The 16,178-nt window shown below is 61.2% G+C and carries 14 protein-coding genes and 1 pseudogene; 5 read left to right on the top strand and 10 right to left on the bottom strand.

Translation table 11 applies throughout. The features are described from left to right. Positions 1-5: 5 nt before the first annotated feature. The 4 genes and pseudogenes from NL154_RS20820 to bfr all read left to right on the top strand — a co-directional run bounded on the left by NL154_RS20820 (position 6) and on the right by bfr (position 5,819). Positions 6-1,424 carry a Y-family DNA polymerase gene (locus NL154_RS20820; RefSeq protein ID WP_434733284.1) on the top strand — a complete coding sequence of 473 codons (1,419 nt, stop codon included), beginning with the start codon at positions 6-8 and terminating at the stop codon, positions 1,422-1,424. After that, positions 1,421-4,873, top strand: coding sequence for an error-prone DNA polymerase (locus NL154_RS20815; protein WP_434733283.1), 3,453 nt, complete (start codon positions 1,421-1,423; stop codon positions 4,871-4,873). Before NL154_RS20820 ends, NL154_RS20815 begins: the two co-directional genes overlap by 4 nt. 95 nt (positions 4,874-4,968) lie before the next feature. Further along, positions 4,969-5,368, top strand: a pseudogene (locus NL154_RS20810) ((2Fe-2S)-binding protein). After that, positions 5,334-5,819, top strand: a complete 486-nt coding sequence (gene bfr, locus NL154_RS20805) for a bacterioferritin (protein WP_434733282.1) — start codon at positions 5,334-5,336, stop codon at positions 5,817-5,819. The pseudogene NL154_RS20810 and the gene bfr overlap by 35 nt, the downstream one beginning before the upstream one ends. An 81-nt stretch (positions 5,820-5,900) precedes the next feature. Here the strand turns inward: bfr and NL154_RS20800 are convergent, their stop codons facing one another. The 6 genes from NL154_RS20800 to rsfS form a co-directional block, all read right to left on the bottom strand. Then, positions 5,901-6,434 carry an RNA pyrophosphohydrolase gene (locus NL154_RS20800; protein ID WP_210632753.1) on the bottom strand — a complete coding sequence of 178 codons (534 nt, stop codon included), beginning with the start codon at positions 6,432-6,434 and terminating at the stop codon, positions 5,901-5,903. A 25-nt stretch (positions 6,435-6,459) separates the two neighbouring features. Beyond that, positions 6,460-7,656: a divergent polysaccharide deacetylase family protein gene (locus tag NL154_RS20795; protein WP_221122894.1), complete on the bottom strand. Its 1,197-nt coding sequence runs from the start codon at positions 7,654-7,656 to the stop codon at positions 6,460-6,462. Positions 7,657-7,732: 76 nt separating this feature from the next. Continuing rightward, positions 7,733-9,055, bottom strand: coding sequence for a S41 family peptidase (locus NL154_RS20790; RefSeq protein WP_003543943.1), 1,323 nt, complete (start codon positions 9,053-9,055; stop codon positions 7,733-7,735). Next, entirely contained in the window at positions 9,045-10,445 is a 1,401-nt protein-coding gene (locus tag NL154_RS20785) for a murein hydrolase activator EnvC family protein (RefSeq protein WP_434733281.1), read from the bottom strand. The genes NL154_RS20790 and NL154_RS20785 overlap by 11 nt, the downstream gene beginning before the upstream one ends. Before the next feature lie 179 nt (positions 10,446-10,624). Continuing rightward, entirely contained in the window at positions 10,625-11,107 is a 483-nt protein-coding gene (gene rlmH / locus NL154_RS20780) for a 23S rRNA (pseudouridine(1915)-N(3))-methyltransferase RlmH (protein ID WP_221122895.1), read from the bottom strand. A 117-nt stretch (positions 11,108-11,224) separates the two neighbouring features. Then, positions 11,225-11,668, bottom strand: coding sequence for a ribosome silencing factor (rsfS, locus tag NL154_RS20775; RefSeq protein ID WP_434733280.1), 444 nt, complete (start codon positions 11,666-11,668; stop codon positions 11,225-11,227). Between the two features lie 208 nt (positions 11,669-11,876). Between rsfS and NL154_RS20770 the strand changes: the two genes are divergently transcribed. Further along, positions 11,877-12,254: a winged helix-turn-helix domain-containing protein gene (locus tag NL154_RS20770; protein ID WP_210632749.1), complete on the top strand. Its 378-nt coding sequence runs from the start codon at positions 11,877-11,879 to the stop codon at positions 12,252-12,254. Here the strand turns inward: NL154_RS20770 and modC are convergent, their stop codons facing one another. From modC to NL154_RS20750, 4 genes are all read right to left on the bottom strand, one after another. Further along, positions 12,255-13,322, bottom strand: a complete 1,068-nt coding sequence (gene modC, locus NL154_RS20765; RefSeq protein ID WP_221122896.1) for a molybdenum ABC transporter ATP-binding protein — start codon at positions 13,320-13,322, stop codon at positions 12,255-12,257. After that, positions 13,319-14,020, bottom strand: coding sequence for a molybdate ABC transporter permease subunit (gene modB, locus NL154_RS20760; RefSeq protein WP_221122897.1), 702 nt, complete (start codon positions 14,018-14,020; stop codon positions 13,319-13,321). Before modB ends, modC begins: the two co-directional genes overlap by 4 nt. A 268-nt stretch (positions 14,021-14,288) precedes the next feature. Beyond that, the gene (modA, locus tag NL154_RS20755) at positions 14,289-15,080 is read right to left on the bottom strand and encodes a molybdate ABC transporter substrate-binding protein (protein ID WP_221122898.1); all 792 of its coding nucleotides are present in this window, start codon (positions 15,078-15,080) and stop codon (positions 14,289-14,291) included. A gap of 473 nt (positions 15,081-15,553) precedes the next feature. Then, on the bottom strand, positions 15,554-16,156 hold the full coding sequence (locus NL154_RS20750) for a nicotinate-nucleotide adenylyltransferase (protein WP_247241796.1): 603 nt from the start codon (positions 16,154-16,156) through the stop codon (positions 15,554-15,556). Between the last annotated feature and the right edge of the window lie 22 nt (positions 16,157-16,178).

The raw sequence follows: 16,178 nt of genomic DNA, 5'->3' as shown, positions 1-16,178 counted from the left end.
ATGCCATGCGGCTGATGGCGCTGGACGAGGCCGCGGAGGCGCTTGGCCTGAAGAAGGGCCAGGGTGTCGCGGAAGCGCGCGCCATGCATCCGAAACTCGATATCGTCGAGGAGGATCGGGCCGCCGATGCGCGGCTGCTCGAAGCCATCGCCGACTGGTGCGACCGCTATACGCCGTTGGTGGCGATCGACGGACGGGACGGGCTGTTTCTCGACATTAGCGGCTGTGCCCATCTTTTCGGCGGCGAGAGAGCGCTGCTGAAGGATATTCTGCTCAGGCTTTTCCATATGGGGCTCGACGTCCGGGGTTCGATCTCCTCTTCGCCCGGCCTTTCCTCGGCCGTCGCTCGTTTTGGCAATGGCGGCGTCATCGAAGACGAGGAAATGGAGGATATGCTGGCGCCGCTGCCGATCGCCGCGCTTCGGCTGAACGAAGACACCGTGGCATCGCTGAAGAAGCTCGGGCTGAAATATATCGGCGATGTCATGAATGCGCCGCGGGCGCCGTTGACCCGCCGTTTCGGGGCAAGCCTGCTATTGCGGCTCGATCAGGCGCTCGGACATGATGAGGAACCGATTTCGCCGCGCCTGCCGGTTGCGAGCCTTTCGGCCGAGCGGCGGCTGGCCGAGCCGATCGGCACCGAAGAGGATATTCTCGTCCTTGCCGGCCAGATCGCCGTGTCGCTGAAACCCTCCCTGGAAGCCCGCGGCGCCGGCGGCCGCGTCTTCGAACTCGTGCTGTTTCGGGTCGATGGCCGGGTTTTCCGGATTTCGGTCGGCGCTTCACGGCCGCTCAGGGAGCCGAAGCGGATCGCGGATCTTTTTTCCCAGCGTCTGCAGGCAATTCATGACGATCTCGATGCCGGATATGGTTTCGAGATCCTGCGGCTGAATGTCGTGCGCCATGAGCCCTTCGAAGGAACGCAGGGCGATTTCGACGGCGGGCGGCAAAGAGAGATCTCCCTTGCAGCTTTCATCGACCGCGTCTCGGCTCGCCTTGGCGCAGACTGTCTCCAAAGCTTTCAGCTCCGTGAAAGCCATGTGCCGGAGCGTGCGGTTATCATAACCCCACTCATGGAGAGTTTTCCGGCGCATCGCAGGAGCGAGGGAAGCCGTCTTTCCGCCGCTCGCAGCGAGCGGCCTCTGAGGCTTTTTGCCCGACCGGAACCGGTGGAGGCCTTGCTCGCCGAAGTTCCGGAAGGGCCGCCGCAAAGTTTTCGGTGGCGCCGCATGCAGCATCAGGTTCTGCGCAGCGAAGGCCCGGAACGGCTTGCAATGGAGTGGTGGATCGATGGCGCCGACGCCAAAACGCGTGACTATTTCCGTGTCGAGGACAATGCCGGGCATCGTTTCTGGATTTACCGCGAAGGCTTTTACGGTGAAGAGCCGCCGCCGCGCTGGTTTATGCACGGGATTTTCGCATGAGCGCGGCGCCTGCATTTTTCGAGATCGGCGCCCGCACCAATTTCTCCTTTCTGGAGGGTGCTTCGAAACCTGAGGAAATGGTGGTGCAGGCCGCGGCGCTGAAACTTTCCGGTCTTGGAATCGCCGACCGGAATTCGGTTGCCGGCGTCGTCCGGGCGCATGCGCAGGCGCAGGAGATCGAAGAGAAATTCAGAAGAAGGCACGAGAAGAACCTCGACGGCAGAGAGGAAGAGAAGATTCTCGATCCAATCCGGATTCAGCCGGGCGCCCGTCTCGTTTTTTCAGACGGAACGCCTGATATCCTTGCTTATCCTGAGAACAGGCGAGGGTGGGCGCATCTCTGCCGTTTGCTGAGTGCGGGAAATTTGAGAGCGGAAAAGGGATCCTGCCTGCTTTACGAGGCGGATATCATGGAATGGGGGGACGAGATGATGCTGGCCCTCGTTCCCGGCCAGGCGGCTGCCGTCGAGCCTGTCGCCCAACAGGAATTGGAAGCCTGTCTCGCCCGGTTCCAGAACCGTTTCGGCAAGGCGTTTCACGTGGCGCTGGCGCCTGCCTATGATGGCCGCGACAGGCAGGTTTTCGCGGCACTTTCCGTAATCGCCGCCCGCCACCGCATTGCTGTCATCGCGACCAACCAGCCGCTCTATCACCATACGGATCGCCGACCCCTTTCCGATATCGTCATTTCGATCCGCGAGCATGTTCCGATCGCCGAAGCAGGTTTTCTTCTTGCTCCGAATGCCGAGCGTTATCTCAAGGGCCCACGTGAAATGGCCCGGCTGTTTCGCGATTATCCGGAGGCGATCGCCAATACCGGGACATTCTTCGGCAGGCTTTCGTTTTCGCTCAATGAGCTGAAACACAATTACCCGCCGGAAAACGATCCCGGCGAGACGCCTTATGAAACCCTCGAACGTCTGACGAAAGAGGGCGCTAAGAAGCGCTATCCGGATGGCGTTCCTGCTCAAATCCAGACCCAGATCGACTATGAACTCGATCTCATCCGGGAGAAGAAATACGAGCCTTATTTCCTGACGGTCCACAAGCTCATCCAGCATGCGCGTTATGAATTGAAGATTTTGTGCCAGGGCCGCGGTTCTGCAGCCAACTCGGTCATCTGCTATTGCCTCGAGATCACGGAAGTCGATCCGACCAAAAGCACACTGCTTTTCGACCGCTTCATCTCGATGGATCGCGACGAGCCGCCTGACATCGATGTGGATTTCGAGCATGACCGCCGCGAAGAAGTCATCCAGCACATCTACAGAAAATATACCAAGGAGCATGCCGGGCTGACGGCTGGCGTCACCACCTATCGCACTCGTTCCGCCGGCCGCGAGGTCTCCAAGGCCTTCGGGCTTTCGGAGGACGTCCAGGCGGCGATCAGCAGCCTGGTCTGGGGCTGGTCGGAGGATAATCTGTCGGAGCGGGATGCCAAGGCGGCTGGGCTCGATATTTCGGATCCGGTGACATCAAACGTTCTGCGCTATGCGTCCGAACTCCTCGGATTTCCGCGTCACCTGACCCAGCATGTCGGCGGCTTCGTCATCACCCGGGATCGGCTCGATGAAGTCGTGCCGATCATGAAGACGGCGATGCCGGATCGCTATATGATCGAATGGGACAAGGACGATCTCGACAACGTCAAGATCCTGAAGGTCGATGTTCTGGCTCTCGGAATGCTGACCTGTCTCAGAAAGGCTTTCTCGCTGCTCGAACTGCATTATGACGTGAAGAAAACCCTTGCCGATCTCGGCAACAGGGAACACGGAGACGAGGGCGTACCGGTTTATGACATGATGTGCCGGGCCGACACGCTGGGCGTCTTTCAGATCGAAAGCAGGGCGCAGATGAGCATGCTGCCCCGGCTGAAGCCGCGCCGATTCTATGATCTCGTGATTGAAGTGGCAATCGTCCGCCCGGGGCCGATTCAGGGCAATATGGTCCATCCCTACCTGACGCGGCGGGAGCAGTCGCATTCTCCAGGTTTCAAGATCGACTATCCGAAAGACGAGATGATCCCGATCCTCAAGCGGACGCTCGGCGTGCCACTGTTTCAGGAACAGGCGATGCAGATCGCGATTACGGCGGCGGGCTTCTCGCCTGCCAAGGCCGACCGCCTGCGCCGCTCGATGGCGACCTTCAAGCGGTTGGGAAAGGTCAACGCGTTCAAGGATGATCTGATTAATGGTATGACCCGCAGAGGCTATCCGAGGGACTTTGCCGAACGCTGCTTCAGCCAGATCGAAGGCTTCGGCGAATATGGCTTTCCGGAAAGCCATGCGGCTTCCTTCGCCCTGCTGGTCTATGCCTCGTCCTGGGTCAAGGCCTATTATCCAGACGTCTTTTGCGCTGCCATGCTCAATTCGCAGCCGATGGGCTTCTACGCGCCGGCGCAGCTCGTTCGTGATGCCAGGGAACACGGGGTCGAGGTCCGACCCGTCGACATCAACAGATCCAATTGGGATTGCCATCTCGAGGAGGCGGTATTCGACAGAAATGCCGTCGACAGGCGGCATGCCGATATGCGAGCCCTCATCAAGGCAAAGCGAGCCGTTCGCCTCGGCTTCCGGCAGGTCAAGGGTCTGTCCGAGAAGGCGTTGGAGAGCCTTCTTGCCAACAGGGGCGATGGTTATGGCTCGGTTCGTGATCTCTGGCTGCGGTCCGGCCTCGACAAAGCCGATATCGAAAGGCTGGCGGATGCCGATGCCTTCGGCTCGATCGGCCTATCGAGGCGTGAGGCGCTTTGGGCTGCAAGGGCGCTGGATACGAAATACGCTCCTGAAAAATTGCCTCTGTTCGATCGGGTGAACCATATCGATCTGCAGGTCGAACCGAAGACCAGCCTGCCTGATATGCCGCCAGGCGAGCAGGTGATCGAGGATTATCGTTATCTGTCATTGTCGCTGAAGGCGCATCCGGTGTCTTTCCTGCGGGAGGAATTCCGAAAGATGGGCATCACGCGCAATGTCGATCTCCTGACGGTGCCGAACGGAAAGAGAGTGACCATCGCCGGTCTGGTGCTGGTGCGCCAGCGCCCGGGTTCGGCCAAGGGTGTAATCTTCATGACGCTGGAGGATGAAACCGGTGTCGCCAACGCTATCGTCTGGAGCAAGATATTCGAAAAATACCGGGCGGTCGTCATGGGTGCCCGGCTCGTGAAAATCCGGGGCAGGCTGCAAAGCCATAGCGGCGTCATCCATACGGTCGTCGAGCATATCGAGGACATGACGCCGGCGCTTGGCATCCTGCAACGCGAGGCCCGACGTTTCGGTGCCTGCGAGCGCGCCGACGAGGTGCTGAGGCCAGGGGTCGATCCACGACAGAGAAGGCTTGCGAATGCGCGGGAAGGGGCGGAATTGGAAAGGGAGGCGGGCGCCGCGGGCCGCCATGCCGGTGTGGTGGAAACCGCCGAGGTCATGCCGCGCGGGCGGAACTTTCATTAGCAGTCGGATCGACCGGATCACCGGCATGCCTCATCGTGTGATCGCCGCACAGTTCCAGTCAATCTGCAACAGGCCGCGCCCATCGCTTCCAATCGATGCCGTCTGATTCGAATTTTTTCTTGACAGCCACCATCTTCTTTAGCAGAAAACACGATAGTCAATGTCATGTTTGGAAATGAAGACGTGCTTGTCTGCAGCTGCAATTACATAACCGACAAGGAAATCCGGGAGGTTATCACCAACCTTCTCGACGACGACTGTTGGCAGCTTATCGTGCCTGCGAAGGTCTACCACGCCATGGAAAAACGCGGCCGTTGCTGCGGCTGCTTCCCCAACGTGGTCGACATTATTATCCAGACGACCGAGGAATATCACGCCCGTCGCCACTCGACGGAGGCCGAGATATTTGATTTCATGTCGCGCTTGAAGCAGTTCCATGAGGAAAACAGGAGAGCGGACATTGAAAGGCGACAAAAAGGTCATCGAGCGGCTTAACGAGGCACTGTTCCTCGAACTCGGGGCGGTCAACCAATACTGGGTCCACTATCGTCTTCTCGAGGATTGGGGCTACACCAAGCTCGCCAAGAAGGAACGCGCCGAATCCATCGAAGAGATGCATCATGCCGACCGGCTCGTCGCCCGCATCATCTTCCTCGAAGGCCATCCCAATCTGCAGACCCTGGCCCCCCTGCGCATCGGCCAGAACGTCAAGGAAGTCCTCGAAGCCGATCTCGCCGGCGAGTACGACGCCCGCACGGCCTACAAGAAGTCGCGCGATATCTGTTATGAAGCCGGCGATTACGTCTCGATGAAGCTGTTCGAACAGTTGCTGGCCGATGAAGAAGGCCATATCGACTTCCTCGAAACGCAGCTCGATCTGCTCGAAAAAATCGGCGAAAGCAAATACGGCCAGCTCAACGCCGATTCCGCTGACCAAGCCGAATAAGCTCCTACCAGGTGCCGGCCGCCTTAGGGCGGCCGGCACTCCCGTGCTCGCCGCGCCCAAAACGGAAGCATCCGGGCATGATCAGTCTTCCGATTGCAACGCCGCCAGATGCTGGAACTCTGCGATCACCTGGTCATAGACGGCGCGTTTGAAAGGAACGATCAGGCCCGGCAGTGCATGCATCGGCTTCCATTCCCAGGCATCGAATTCGGGATCGTGGCCGCCGGGCGGCGGGTTGATAGCGATCTCGCTTTCGTCGCCGTCGAAGCGGAAGGCGAACCAGCGCTGCGTCTGACCGCGGAATTTTCCTTTCAGTCCGATGCCGATCAGCGCCGGCGGCAGATCATAATTGATCCAGTCCCGCGCTTCGGCGAGCAGCGTCACCGTCCTGATGCCGGTTTCTTCATAAAGCTCGCGATAGGCGGCATCCAACGGATTCTCGCCCTTATCGATGCCCCCCTGGGGCATCTGCCAGAGCTGCGGCGAGCCGTCATATTCGGAATTGCCGTCGGGGATGCGCCGGCCGGCCCAGACCAGGCCATCGCGGTTCAGGATCATCACGCCGACGCATGGGCGATAGGGCAGATCCTCGGCTTTCACGGTCGCCTGGCTCATCTTTTTCTCCGTTGAGGTCATCATCTCAGGGGTTTCTGGGGTCGTTGGAAAGCGCTGCGACGCCGACGATCTCGATGCCGCGCATTGAAGCTTCCTCGCTCCACTTGGCAATGGCGTCGACGCTTTCGTCAAAAGCCGAGGCGACGCCGATCGCCTGGCCGTTCTTGCGAGCGATGCGTTCGAGCTCGTCGAGTTTCTGCAGGATGGCGTTGACGTCGAGCTGGCCGTCGAGCTGCAGATCGGCAAAGACATAGGGCAGTTCAGTCCCCTTGGCGACATCAGCCGTTTTCGACTGCGCCGACGTCCCGTCGTCGAGGAAGAGCAGGCCACGCTTGCCGATATCGCGCATGACCGGTTCCATGGCGGCAGGGTCGGAAAGGAAACGGCCGCCGAGATAGTTCATGATGCCGGTGTAGTTGGTGATCTCGCCCATCGCCTTGTGGAGGTTCTCGATGTTGCGGGCGACAGGCTTTGAGGTCAGCAGAGTCTCAGGGCCCGGATCGTTCGCCGGATAATCAAACGGTTCCAGCGGCACCTGCAGAAGGATTTCATGGCCGCCGCGGCGAGCCTCCTGCATCCAGCGCTGGAGGCTGTTGCCGCTTGCGGCAAAGGCTAGCGTGATCTCCTCGGGTAATTCGGCGATGGCGCGCTGCGTTCCCGTCTGGCTAAGCCCGAGGCCGCTGACGACAATGGCGATGCGTACACCGCGGGCGCCGGACGCGGGACGGGCATACTGATCCATCGGCCGTCGGCCGTCGGGGCCGACGATCGGCAGCCTGCCATAGGCCGAATCCTCAAGCAGCGTCTCGTTCGGCAGCGCCGCCATGCGCGGATCCTGGCCGATCTGCATCGCATCGACCAATACCGGTCCGCCGCCGTCGCGGGGGCGGGGGCTGTATTTGGTGACGACGGAGCCGTCACCGGTGACCATCTGCTCGACATTGGCGCCCGAACGCGGTTCGGCGCGCGGCATGCCATCCGCCGCCTGGCCGGCCGGCTTTTGCGCTGGTTGGGGTGTGCCGGAGGAGGGCACTGCCGCCTGATCGGTTGCCGGCGGATTTTTGCGTTCGAGCCCGTCGCCGCGAAACGCCGTATAGAGCGAGAAGCCGCCTATTGCAAAAAGACACAGACTGGCGGCGATGCGGCCGAGAAGCAGCACTCCCGGCCGCCGGCTGCCGGTTTTGCGGTTGCGCCCCAAAGGCGCATGCAGGTCCGTTCCCAATTTTCTCGCCCGCTCCAAACCGGGAAACAGCAGAAAGGGTCAAGGCCGGGCGAGTGCCCGGCCTTGCAATGATCGATTACTTGGCGACGACGGCCTTGTCCGGGTTCGGCGGGAAGGCCGGATCGGTCTTCTTGCCGCGCAGCAGGTCGAGCGCGTAGTTCAGCTGAACGTCATCCTTCGGGTCCGGCGGCACATAGGCAACGGAGCCCGAACCCTCGTCGGTTTCGCTCTGGCCCTTGATGTGGCCGCGCAGGCTGGATTCGCCTTCGGTCACCATCTTGCCCTGCAGTTCCTCCGGCAGCGGCTCCTCGACCTTGATGTCAGGGGTGATGCCGGTGCCCTGGATCGAGCGGCCCGACGGCGTGTAATAGAGCGCCGTGGTCAGGCGCAGCGCGCCGTTTTCGCCGAGCGGGATAATCGTCTGGACCGAACCCTTGCCGAAGGAGCGCGTACCGAGAACGGTGGCACGGCGCAGATCCTGAAGGGCGCCGGCGACGATTTCCGATGCAGACGCCGAACCGCCATTGATCAGCACGATGACCGGCTTGCCGTCCGTCAGATCGCCTGGCCCGGCATTGAAGCGGCGGGTTTCATCGGGATTGCGGCCGCGGGTCGAAACGACCTCGCCACGCTGCAGCAGGGCGTCGGAGACGTTGATCGCCTGGTCGAGCAGGCCGCCCGGGTTGAGGCGCAGGTCAAGGACATAACCCTTCAGCTTGTCGGCCGGAACGGTGTCCTTGATCTTCTTGATCGCCTTCTCCATGTCGGGATAGGTCTTTTCGGTGAAGGAGATGATGCGGAGATAACCGACATCGTCCTCGACGCGCGACTTGACGGCCTGGACGGCGACGACGTCACGGACGATCGTCAGTTCGATCGGCTTGTCGGCGCCCTTGCGGATCAGCGTCAGCTTGATCGGGGTGTTGACGGCGCCGCGCATCTTCTCGACGGCGTCTTCCAGCTTCAGGCCGCGAACGGACTGCCCGTCGATCTCGGAAATGTAGTCGCCGGCGAGAACACCGGCTTTGGCGGCGGGCGTGTCATCGATCGGGGTGATGACCTTGACGAGCTCGTCTTCCATCGTGACTTCGATGCCGAGGCCGCCGAATTCACCCTTGGTCTGGGTGCGCATGTCTTCGGCGTCCTTCGCATTCATGTAGCTCGAATGGGGGTCGAGCGAGGACAGCATGCCGTTGATGGCGTTTTCGATCAGCTTGTCTTCGGCCGGCGGCGTAACGTATTGCGCGCGCACCCGTTCGAAGACGTCGCCGAATACCGACAGTTCCTTGTATGTGGAGGATCCGGCTGCTTCTGCCGGCACACCTGCCGAATAAATGACGCTCATCGCGGTCGCACCCATCAATGCGCCGACCAGAACAAGAGAAGCCCTACGAATCATTGCGTGCCTTTCCAGTGTCCTTGGCGGTCCACCACGGTCGGGAATCGACCGGTTTACCGTCTTTTCGAAATTCAATGTAAAGCGTTGGCCGGTCCGTTTCCAGCGCCAATGCAGTTGCGCTTGCCACTCTTTTCGCTCCCATCACGGCGAGCGGCTCGCCGGAGAAAACGAATTTTCCCTGACGGGTATTGATCGTATCCATTCCCGAGAGAACCAGGTGGTAACCGCCGCCCGCGTCGAGAATGACCATCTGACCGTAACTGCGGAAAGCGCCGGCAAAAACCACCAGCCCGTCGGCCGGGGCCGTCACCACTGTTTCGGGGTTGGTGGCGACCGTCATTCCCATGGCTTCATGCCCGGTGCCATCGGCATCGCCGAACTGGCGCAGAATATCGCCTGCCACGGGCAGTTCCAATTTCGCCCTCAATTCTGCGAAGGGATATGCGGGCGCAATGCGGTTTTTATCGGGCACGCCGCTCTCGGCCAGCGCCTTCGCCTGAGCCCGCTGCTCGTCCGTCAAGAGCTTGCGGTTCTCCTCGGCTTGGCGAGCGGCGGCGGCCGCTTCGCGTACCGAGGCGATCTCGGATTCCATTGAGGCGACGAGGCCTTCGAGGCTGGTCGCCTTGCCCGCGAGTTCCTCGGACCGCTTCTTCTCGGCCTCCAGATCAGCGGCGTTGCTGCGGCTGAGCTTGTCGTTTTCGGCAAGCAGCAGGTCCATGCGCCGCTCTTCCTCAATGCTATCAGTCATCGTCGCTGTCAGCTGCGTCTTCTCGGCGGCGCTTGCCGTCTGCAGCGCGGCCAGGCTTCCGAGATCGGCGGCGAGCTTGTCGGTTTCCTTGCGAATGCCGGGCACGACGGCACCGAGCAGGATGGCGCTGCGCACGGAAGCAAGCGCGTCGTCGGGGGTGACGAGCAACGCCGGCGGCGGATTACGGCCCATGCGCTGGAGTGCTGCCAGCACCTCGGCCAGCAGTCCGCGGCGTTCATGCAGGGAACGGCGGATGCCATCCTCCTTGACGCCGAGGTCGGCAAGCTTCTTTTCGCTCTCGAGGATCTGTTTTTCCAGCCCCTTGCGGCGGGCGGCGGAATCGATCAGCGCCTGGCGAATGCTCTGCGTACTCTTTTCCAGATTGGCGATACTCTGCTGGAGTTCGCTCACCTTGTCGGAGGACAGGCTGATTGATTTCGACAGGGTTTCGAGTTCGGCGCGGGTCCGATCGCGTTTGGCGGCAAGTTCGGCGGCCGGATCGGGCGACGGCGCCTCGGCGGGCGGCGGGCTTGAAGCTTGCGCCGCTTCCGGGGCGGCATCCTGGGCCCGGACCGAAAACGGGCTTGTCGAGACGAGGATGACCGCAACACCGAAACCGGCCGCAAGTGCCGGCAGAATCATGCGGTGTCGCCTGGTTGGAGTCGTCGTCATGCGTGTCCGGGCACTCTCTCAAATCGCGCGGAGACTAAGCTGATTTGGCACGCTTTGCCAGAAAGTTTGCAGGAGAAAGCCTGCCTGCGCAAAACACGGCTGCGTGACAATGCGACGCGCAGCCAAAGCCCTGGACCGAGCCTGAGGCGTCAGACGCGGTGATAGGGGTGGCCGGACAAGATGGTGACGGCGCGGTAGAGCTGCTCGGCGATCAGCGTGCGCACGAGTTGGTGCGGCCAGGTCATTTTGCCGAGGCACAGTGTGGCGTCGGCCCGATCGTAAAGGGCGGGATCGAGGCCGTCGGCTCCGCCGATCGCAATCGTCAGCTCGCGTTTTCCCTGGTCACGATAGGTGCCGAGCAGGTTTGCGAAGGCTTGGCTGTCGAGCGCCTTGCCGCGTTCATCGAGAAGAATGAGAACACTGCCCTCGGCCAGCGATTTCAGCAGCATCGCCGCCTCTTCGCGCTTGCGGGTCTCCGCATTGGAGGCGCGGCTTTCGCCAACTTCGGTAATACGGGTGAATTCGAGGCCGACCGCAGAGCCGGCCTTGGCAAAACGATCGACGTAACGGGCCACGAGATCCTTTTCGGGGCCGGACTTCAGCCGTCCCACCGCAAAAAGACCAATTCGCATTTCCCCGCTCCTGCTCGTGACGGCATTTCAGGCACACGATACACCGCAGCCGGCTTCGCATGTTTCCCGGCCAGTCAAATGCCGCATCTCAGGCGCCGGGCGATGCCGGCCTGCCTGTCAGTGCCGTGTTTCCTCATCCATATCCGGAGCCGCCCACATCTTTTCGATATTGTAGAACTCGCGGATTTCCGGGCGGAACACATGCACGATGATGTCACCGGTGTCGATCAGGATCCAGTCGCCGCCTTCCTGACCTTCGACGCGGGCCGTACCGAAGCCTTCGTCCTTGAGATCGGTGAGCAGGTGATCCGCGATCGCCAAGACATGCCTGTTCGAGCGGCCGGAGACGACGACCATGTAGTCTCCAAGCGCCGATTTTCCGGCAATGTCGATGGTGACGATATCTTCAGCTTTGGAGTCCTCAAGACTGGTGAGGACGGCTTCTAAAGCGCGGGCAGCGGCATCGGCGCCACGTTCCGCACTCTTCGGGACAACGGCGAGCGTTTTTCCCTTGGCGTGTACTGTTGTCAGTTTTTTCCCTTTCCTGGAATGACAAACCATGCACAACACGAGATCCGATCACGACCGGATCATGGTTAAGATAGGCATCAATCCATTAATGTTTCAAGACGTGCTAAGGTACAGAGCCGCCGAAAATCCGATCTGGCGTCCGAATTGAAGAATATTGCCGCTCGGGCTGCTTTGCGGTCGGTGTACAGTTTCCGTGCCGCGGCGTAAAGTGCCGCAAATTCCTCGATTTTTCGATTCAATGACCGACCCCGCCGCAAAAACACCTGTTCCCGTCCTGCGAATCAGCTTCCCGAATGAGCATCGTCTCGGTCACGGCAAGATGGAGCTGCTGGAGCATATCCGCGCGACCGGATCGATCTCGGCGGCCGGGCGGGCGATGGACATGTCCTATCGCCGAGCATGGCTGCTTGTCAGCGAGATGAACCGGATGTTCTCAGAACAGGTGGTGGAGCCGCAACGCGGCGGGCAGAAGGGCGGCGGCGCGGCATTGACACCGTTCGGCGAAGAATTGCTCGCGCGTTTTCGCCGGATGGAAAAGACGGTGCGGGAGAGCCTTGCCAAGGATCTCGCCTGGCTCGAAGCCAAGCGCAACCTGCCGCCTGGCGAGCACGGTTGATCAGCCTTCCAGGGCAACCGTCTTGATGATGGCGAAGACGGTCTTGCCAGGCCGGAGATCGAGGCGCTCGCAGGACAGTGCGGTGATACGCGAAAGAATGGCATTGCCGCCGCAATCGATCCGGATTTCGACCGTTCCGTCCTCGCCAGACGATATCGCCTCGATCCTGCCTTCGAGAATGTTCAGCGCGCTGAGGCCCTCGGGCCTGGCGGTCGCCAGCATGACGTCGCGCGACGGAATGCGGATGCGCACCGGTCTGCCGGGCGGAAGCACTCCGCTCGGAATATGCAGTTGGGAGGATTTCAGAGCGACGGTCGACAGGCGGTGACGCGCATCGAAGCTTTCGACGGTGCCTTCGAGCAGCGCGCCGGCCTCTTTCCGGTCGGCGGCCGCTGAGGGACGGCTCAATATGTCGACGGCCGGGCCGGTCGTTTCCACCTTGCCGTCGCTGAGGACGACGACCTGATTTGCGAGTCGTGCCACCTCGGCGATCGCATGGCTGACATAGACGATCGGAATTTCGGTTTCATCACGCAACCGCTCGAGATATGGCAGGATCTCGGCCTTGCGTGCCTCGTCGAGGGCGGCGAGCGGCTCGTCCATCAAGAGCAGGCGGGGTGAGGAGAGAAGGGCACGCCCGATCGCGACGCGCTGTTTTTCGCCGCCGGAAAGTTTTGCCGGGCTGCGTTCCAACAGCGGCTCGATGCCGAGCAGGTCTATAATATGATCGAAGCTCTCACGGCGTGCCGCCTTTGGGGCAAACCAGCGGCCGTAGGAAAGATTGGCTCGGACGCTCAAATGCGGAAACAGCCGTGCCTCCTGGAAGACATAACCGAAACGGCGGCGGTGTTTCGGGACGAAGATGCCAGCTGTCGTTTCGGTGAGGCGCTCGCCGTCAAGCACGACGCGACCTTCATCCGGCCGGGCGAGACCGGCGATGATGCGGATCAGTGAGGTCTTGCCGGAGCCGGAGCGGCCGAACAATACGGTTACACCGCCTTCGGAGGTAAAGGCGGCGTCGAGCGCGAACGCGCCGAGCCTTTGTTTTGCCTCGACAATCAGCGTCATTCCGGATCAATCCTTCGGCCGGCGAGACGAGCAAGGAACTCCGAGGCAAGCAGAGCGGCCATGGAAATGGCGACAGCGACCAGCGTCAGTCGCAGCGCGCCGGCATCACCGCCCGGCAATTGGGTGAAGGTGTAGATTGCTGCCGGCAGCGTCTGGGTCTCGCCCGGGATGTTGGAGACGAAGGTGATCGTCGCGCCGAACTCGCCCATCGCCTTGGCGAAGGAGAGGATCATGCCGACGATGATGCCCGGGAGCGTCAACGGCAGGGTGATCGTCAGGAAAACCCAGGCAGGGCCGGCGCCGAGCGTTCCGGCCGCCTCTTCCAGCTTGCGGTCGACCGCTTCGATCGACAGGCGAATGCTGCGAACCATCAGCGGAAAGGCCATGACGGCACAGGCAAGTGCGGCGCCCGTCCAGCGGAAGGAGAAGATGATGCCGAAATAATGGTCGAGCAGGCTGCCGATCGGGCCGCGGCGACCGAAGAGGATGAGAAGAAGAAAACCGGTGACGACGGGCGGCAGGATCAGCGGCAGGTGAACGATGCCGTTCAGCAACGACTTGCCCCAGAAGCGGCCGCGGGCCAAGAGCAAGGCAACGAGAATGCCGAAGGGCAGGCTCGCCAGCATTGCGACGATCGAGACGCGCAGGCTGAGCAGGATTGCCGTCCATTCCTCGTCGCTCAAGCCGAATATGTTCAACTGCGGTCGTCTCCCTGGAAAATCAGACATCATTCGACGCCTGCCCTTCATCTGCCTGCCGGCACCTTCTCCCGCTCGCTGGGCGAAGGGGAATGGCCGCAACCTCTCCGTTCCTCGCCAGCCTCTCGCATGGCACGTCCCCTCGCCCCGTTTACGGGGAGAGGGTTAGGGTGAGGGGCAGCCGCGGCTTGGTGCCTAACCTGCTGTACATCAACCGATTGCAGATGCTCGGGACAAGCCCGAGCATGACGAAACATTAGTTGGCCGACTATTTCAGAATAGTGAAACCCTGCGCCGTGAGGAAAGCGGCTGCCTTGTCCGACTTCAGGAAGTCGAGATAGGCCGCTGCATCCGGGTTCTTGCTCTCGGCAAGAATTGCGACCGGATAGATGATCGGCGGGTGGGAGTCGGCCGGGAAGGTGCCGACGATCGCGACACCCTTATCGGCGGCCGCGTCGGTCTGGTAGACGATGCCGTAAGGCGCTTCGCCGCGGGAGACGAGGGCGAGGGCGGCGCGCACGCTTTCGGCGCCGGCGACCTTGGATTCGACCGATGCCCAGACACCGAGTTTTTCCAGCGCGGCCATGCCGTATTTGCCTGCTGGGACCGATTTCGGCTCACCCATGGCAAGCCTGCCGTCACCGAGCAAAGCGGCGAGATCGAAACCCTGTTTGATCTCGACCGGCTTTGCCTTGTCCTTTTCGGCCACGAGCACGAGCCGGTTTCCGAGCAGGTCCGAACGGCTGTCGGCTTTGATCAGCTTCCTCTCCGCGAGATAATCCATCCAATCGCGATCCGCCGAAATGAAGATATCGGCCGGGGCGGCGTTTTCGATCTGCTTGGCAAGTGCCCCGCTCGCCGCATAGGAGGCGACGGCTTCTTTGCCGCTCTCACTGGTCCAGGCGGCATTGGCGGCGTCGAGCGCGTTCTTTAAACTCGCCGCGGCAAAGACGGTCAGTTTTTCAGCGGCTGCGGCCGGCGCCGGCAGTGCTGCCGCGCCTAACCAAAGAGCCGCGATCGCGGCGGTTGCCAGTTTCGTCCATTGGCGGCGGTTCCGCATGCTTTCACTCCCCAGGATTCGAAATATTTCGACGAATATAACGATGCTCACTGTCTGGCTAGGGATATATTCAGAAAAACATAACCGTATCGACTGCCAATCGGCCTTACCTATTCAGGAGGTGCATGGCTTTCTGAGAACAAGACGTCCGCAGGCTGCAATCAACGGCGAATGGCGATCGGTCAGACAGAGTAACCGCAGGGCAAAGCGGCTGTACTGCAGGGCTTGCCGATTAAGGCGGCAGCTTTCGTTACCCGCAGTGTTGCATCGGTCGCATTGCTGCATTGCACAAAATGATATTCACCTACCGGCTGAATATGGTACAACACACCCATCGAAACGGCTTTCTCCTCCTCCCATAGCCGTTCGACAGGATCGGCAACACTCCTCCTCCCAAGTTGTCGGTCGAGTTTATAAGCCCGACGGATCTCCTCCCCCGTCGGGCTTTCTCGTTTCCGGGATTTTTCTGAAATTCAGCTACCGACCGGGACCGGCAAAGCGCCGTTGCGGATTGCCGTCGAGCTCAGGCCGGAGCGTGGCCCGTGGATGAAGGTCCAGGCTGGCGCCCGCTTCTTCCAGAGAACACGTGCGTCGTCTTCGTCGATGCGGGCGAAATCGAAGGTCCGCGTCATTTTCGAAGAGAGGTAGGAGAGCGTCGCCCCCGGCCGGTCGATCACCGCGATCGGGAAGGTGCGGGCGATCTCCTGCCATTTCTGCCATTTGTGAAATGTCTGCAGGCTATCGGCGCCCATGATCCAGATGAAATGCACATGGGGATTGCGAGCCTTGACGCGGGCCAGCGTATTGGCGGTGTAGCTGACGCCGAGCGCCTGCTCGAAAGCCGTGACCTTGATGCGCGGATCGGCGGCGACACGCTCGCTTTCGGCAATGCGCTCGGCAAGCGGCGCAAGAAGATTGCGGCTTTTCAGCGGGTTGCCGGGGGTCACCATCCACCAGAGCTGGTCGAGACCGAGCCGCTTGATGGCGATTTCGGCGACAAGTGCATGGCCCTCATGCGGCGGATTGAACGACCCGCCGAACAGGCCGACGACCATGCCGCGCTCGCTGTGCGGCATGCGGAGATAACGTCGGTCCAGC

The organism is Rhizobium sp. YTUHZ044 (genome assembly GCF_051123975.1).
GTDB lineage: Bacteria > Pseudomonadota > Alphaproteobacteria > Rhizobiales > Rhizobiaceae > Rhizobium.
This window is presented reverse-complemented; position numbering and strand designations above follow the sequence as displayed.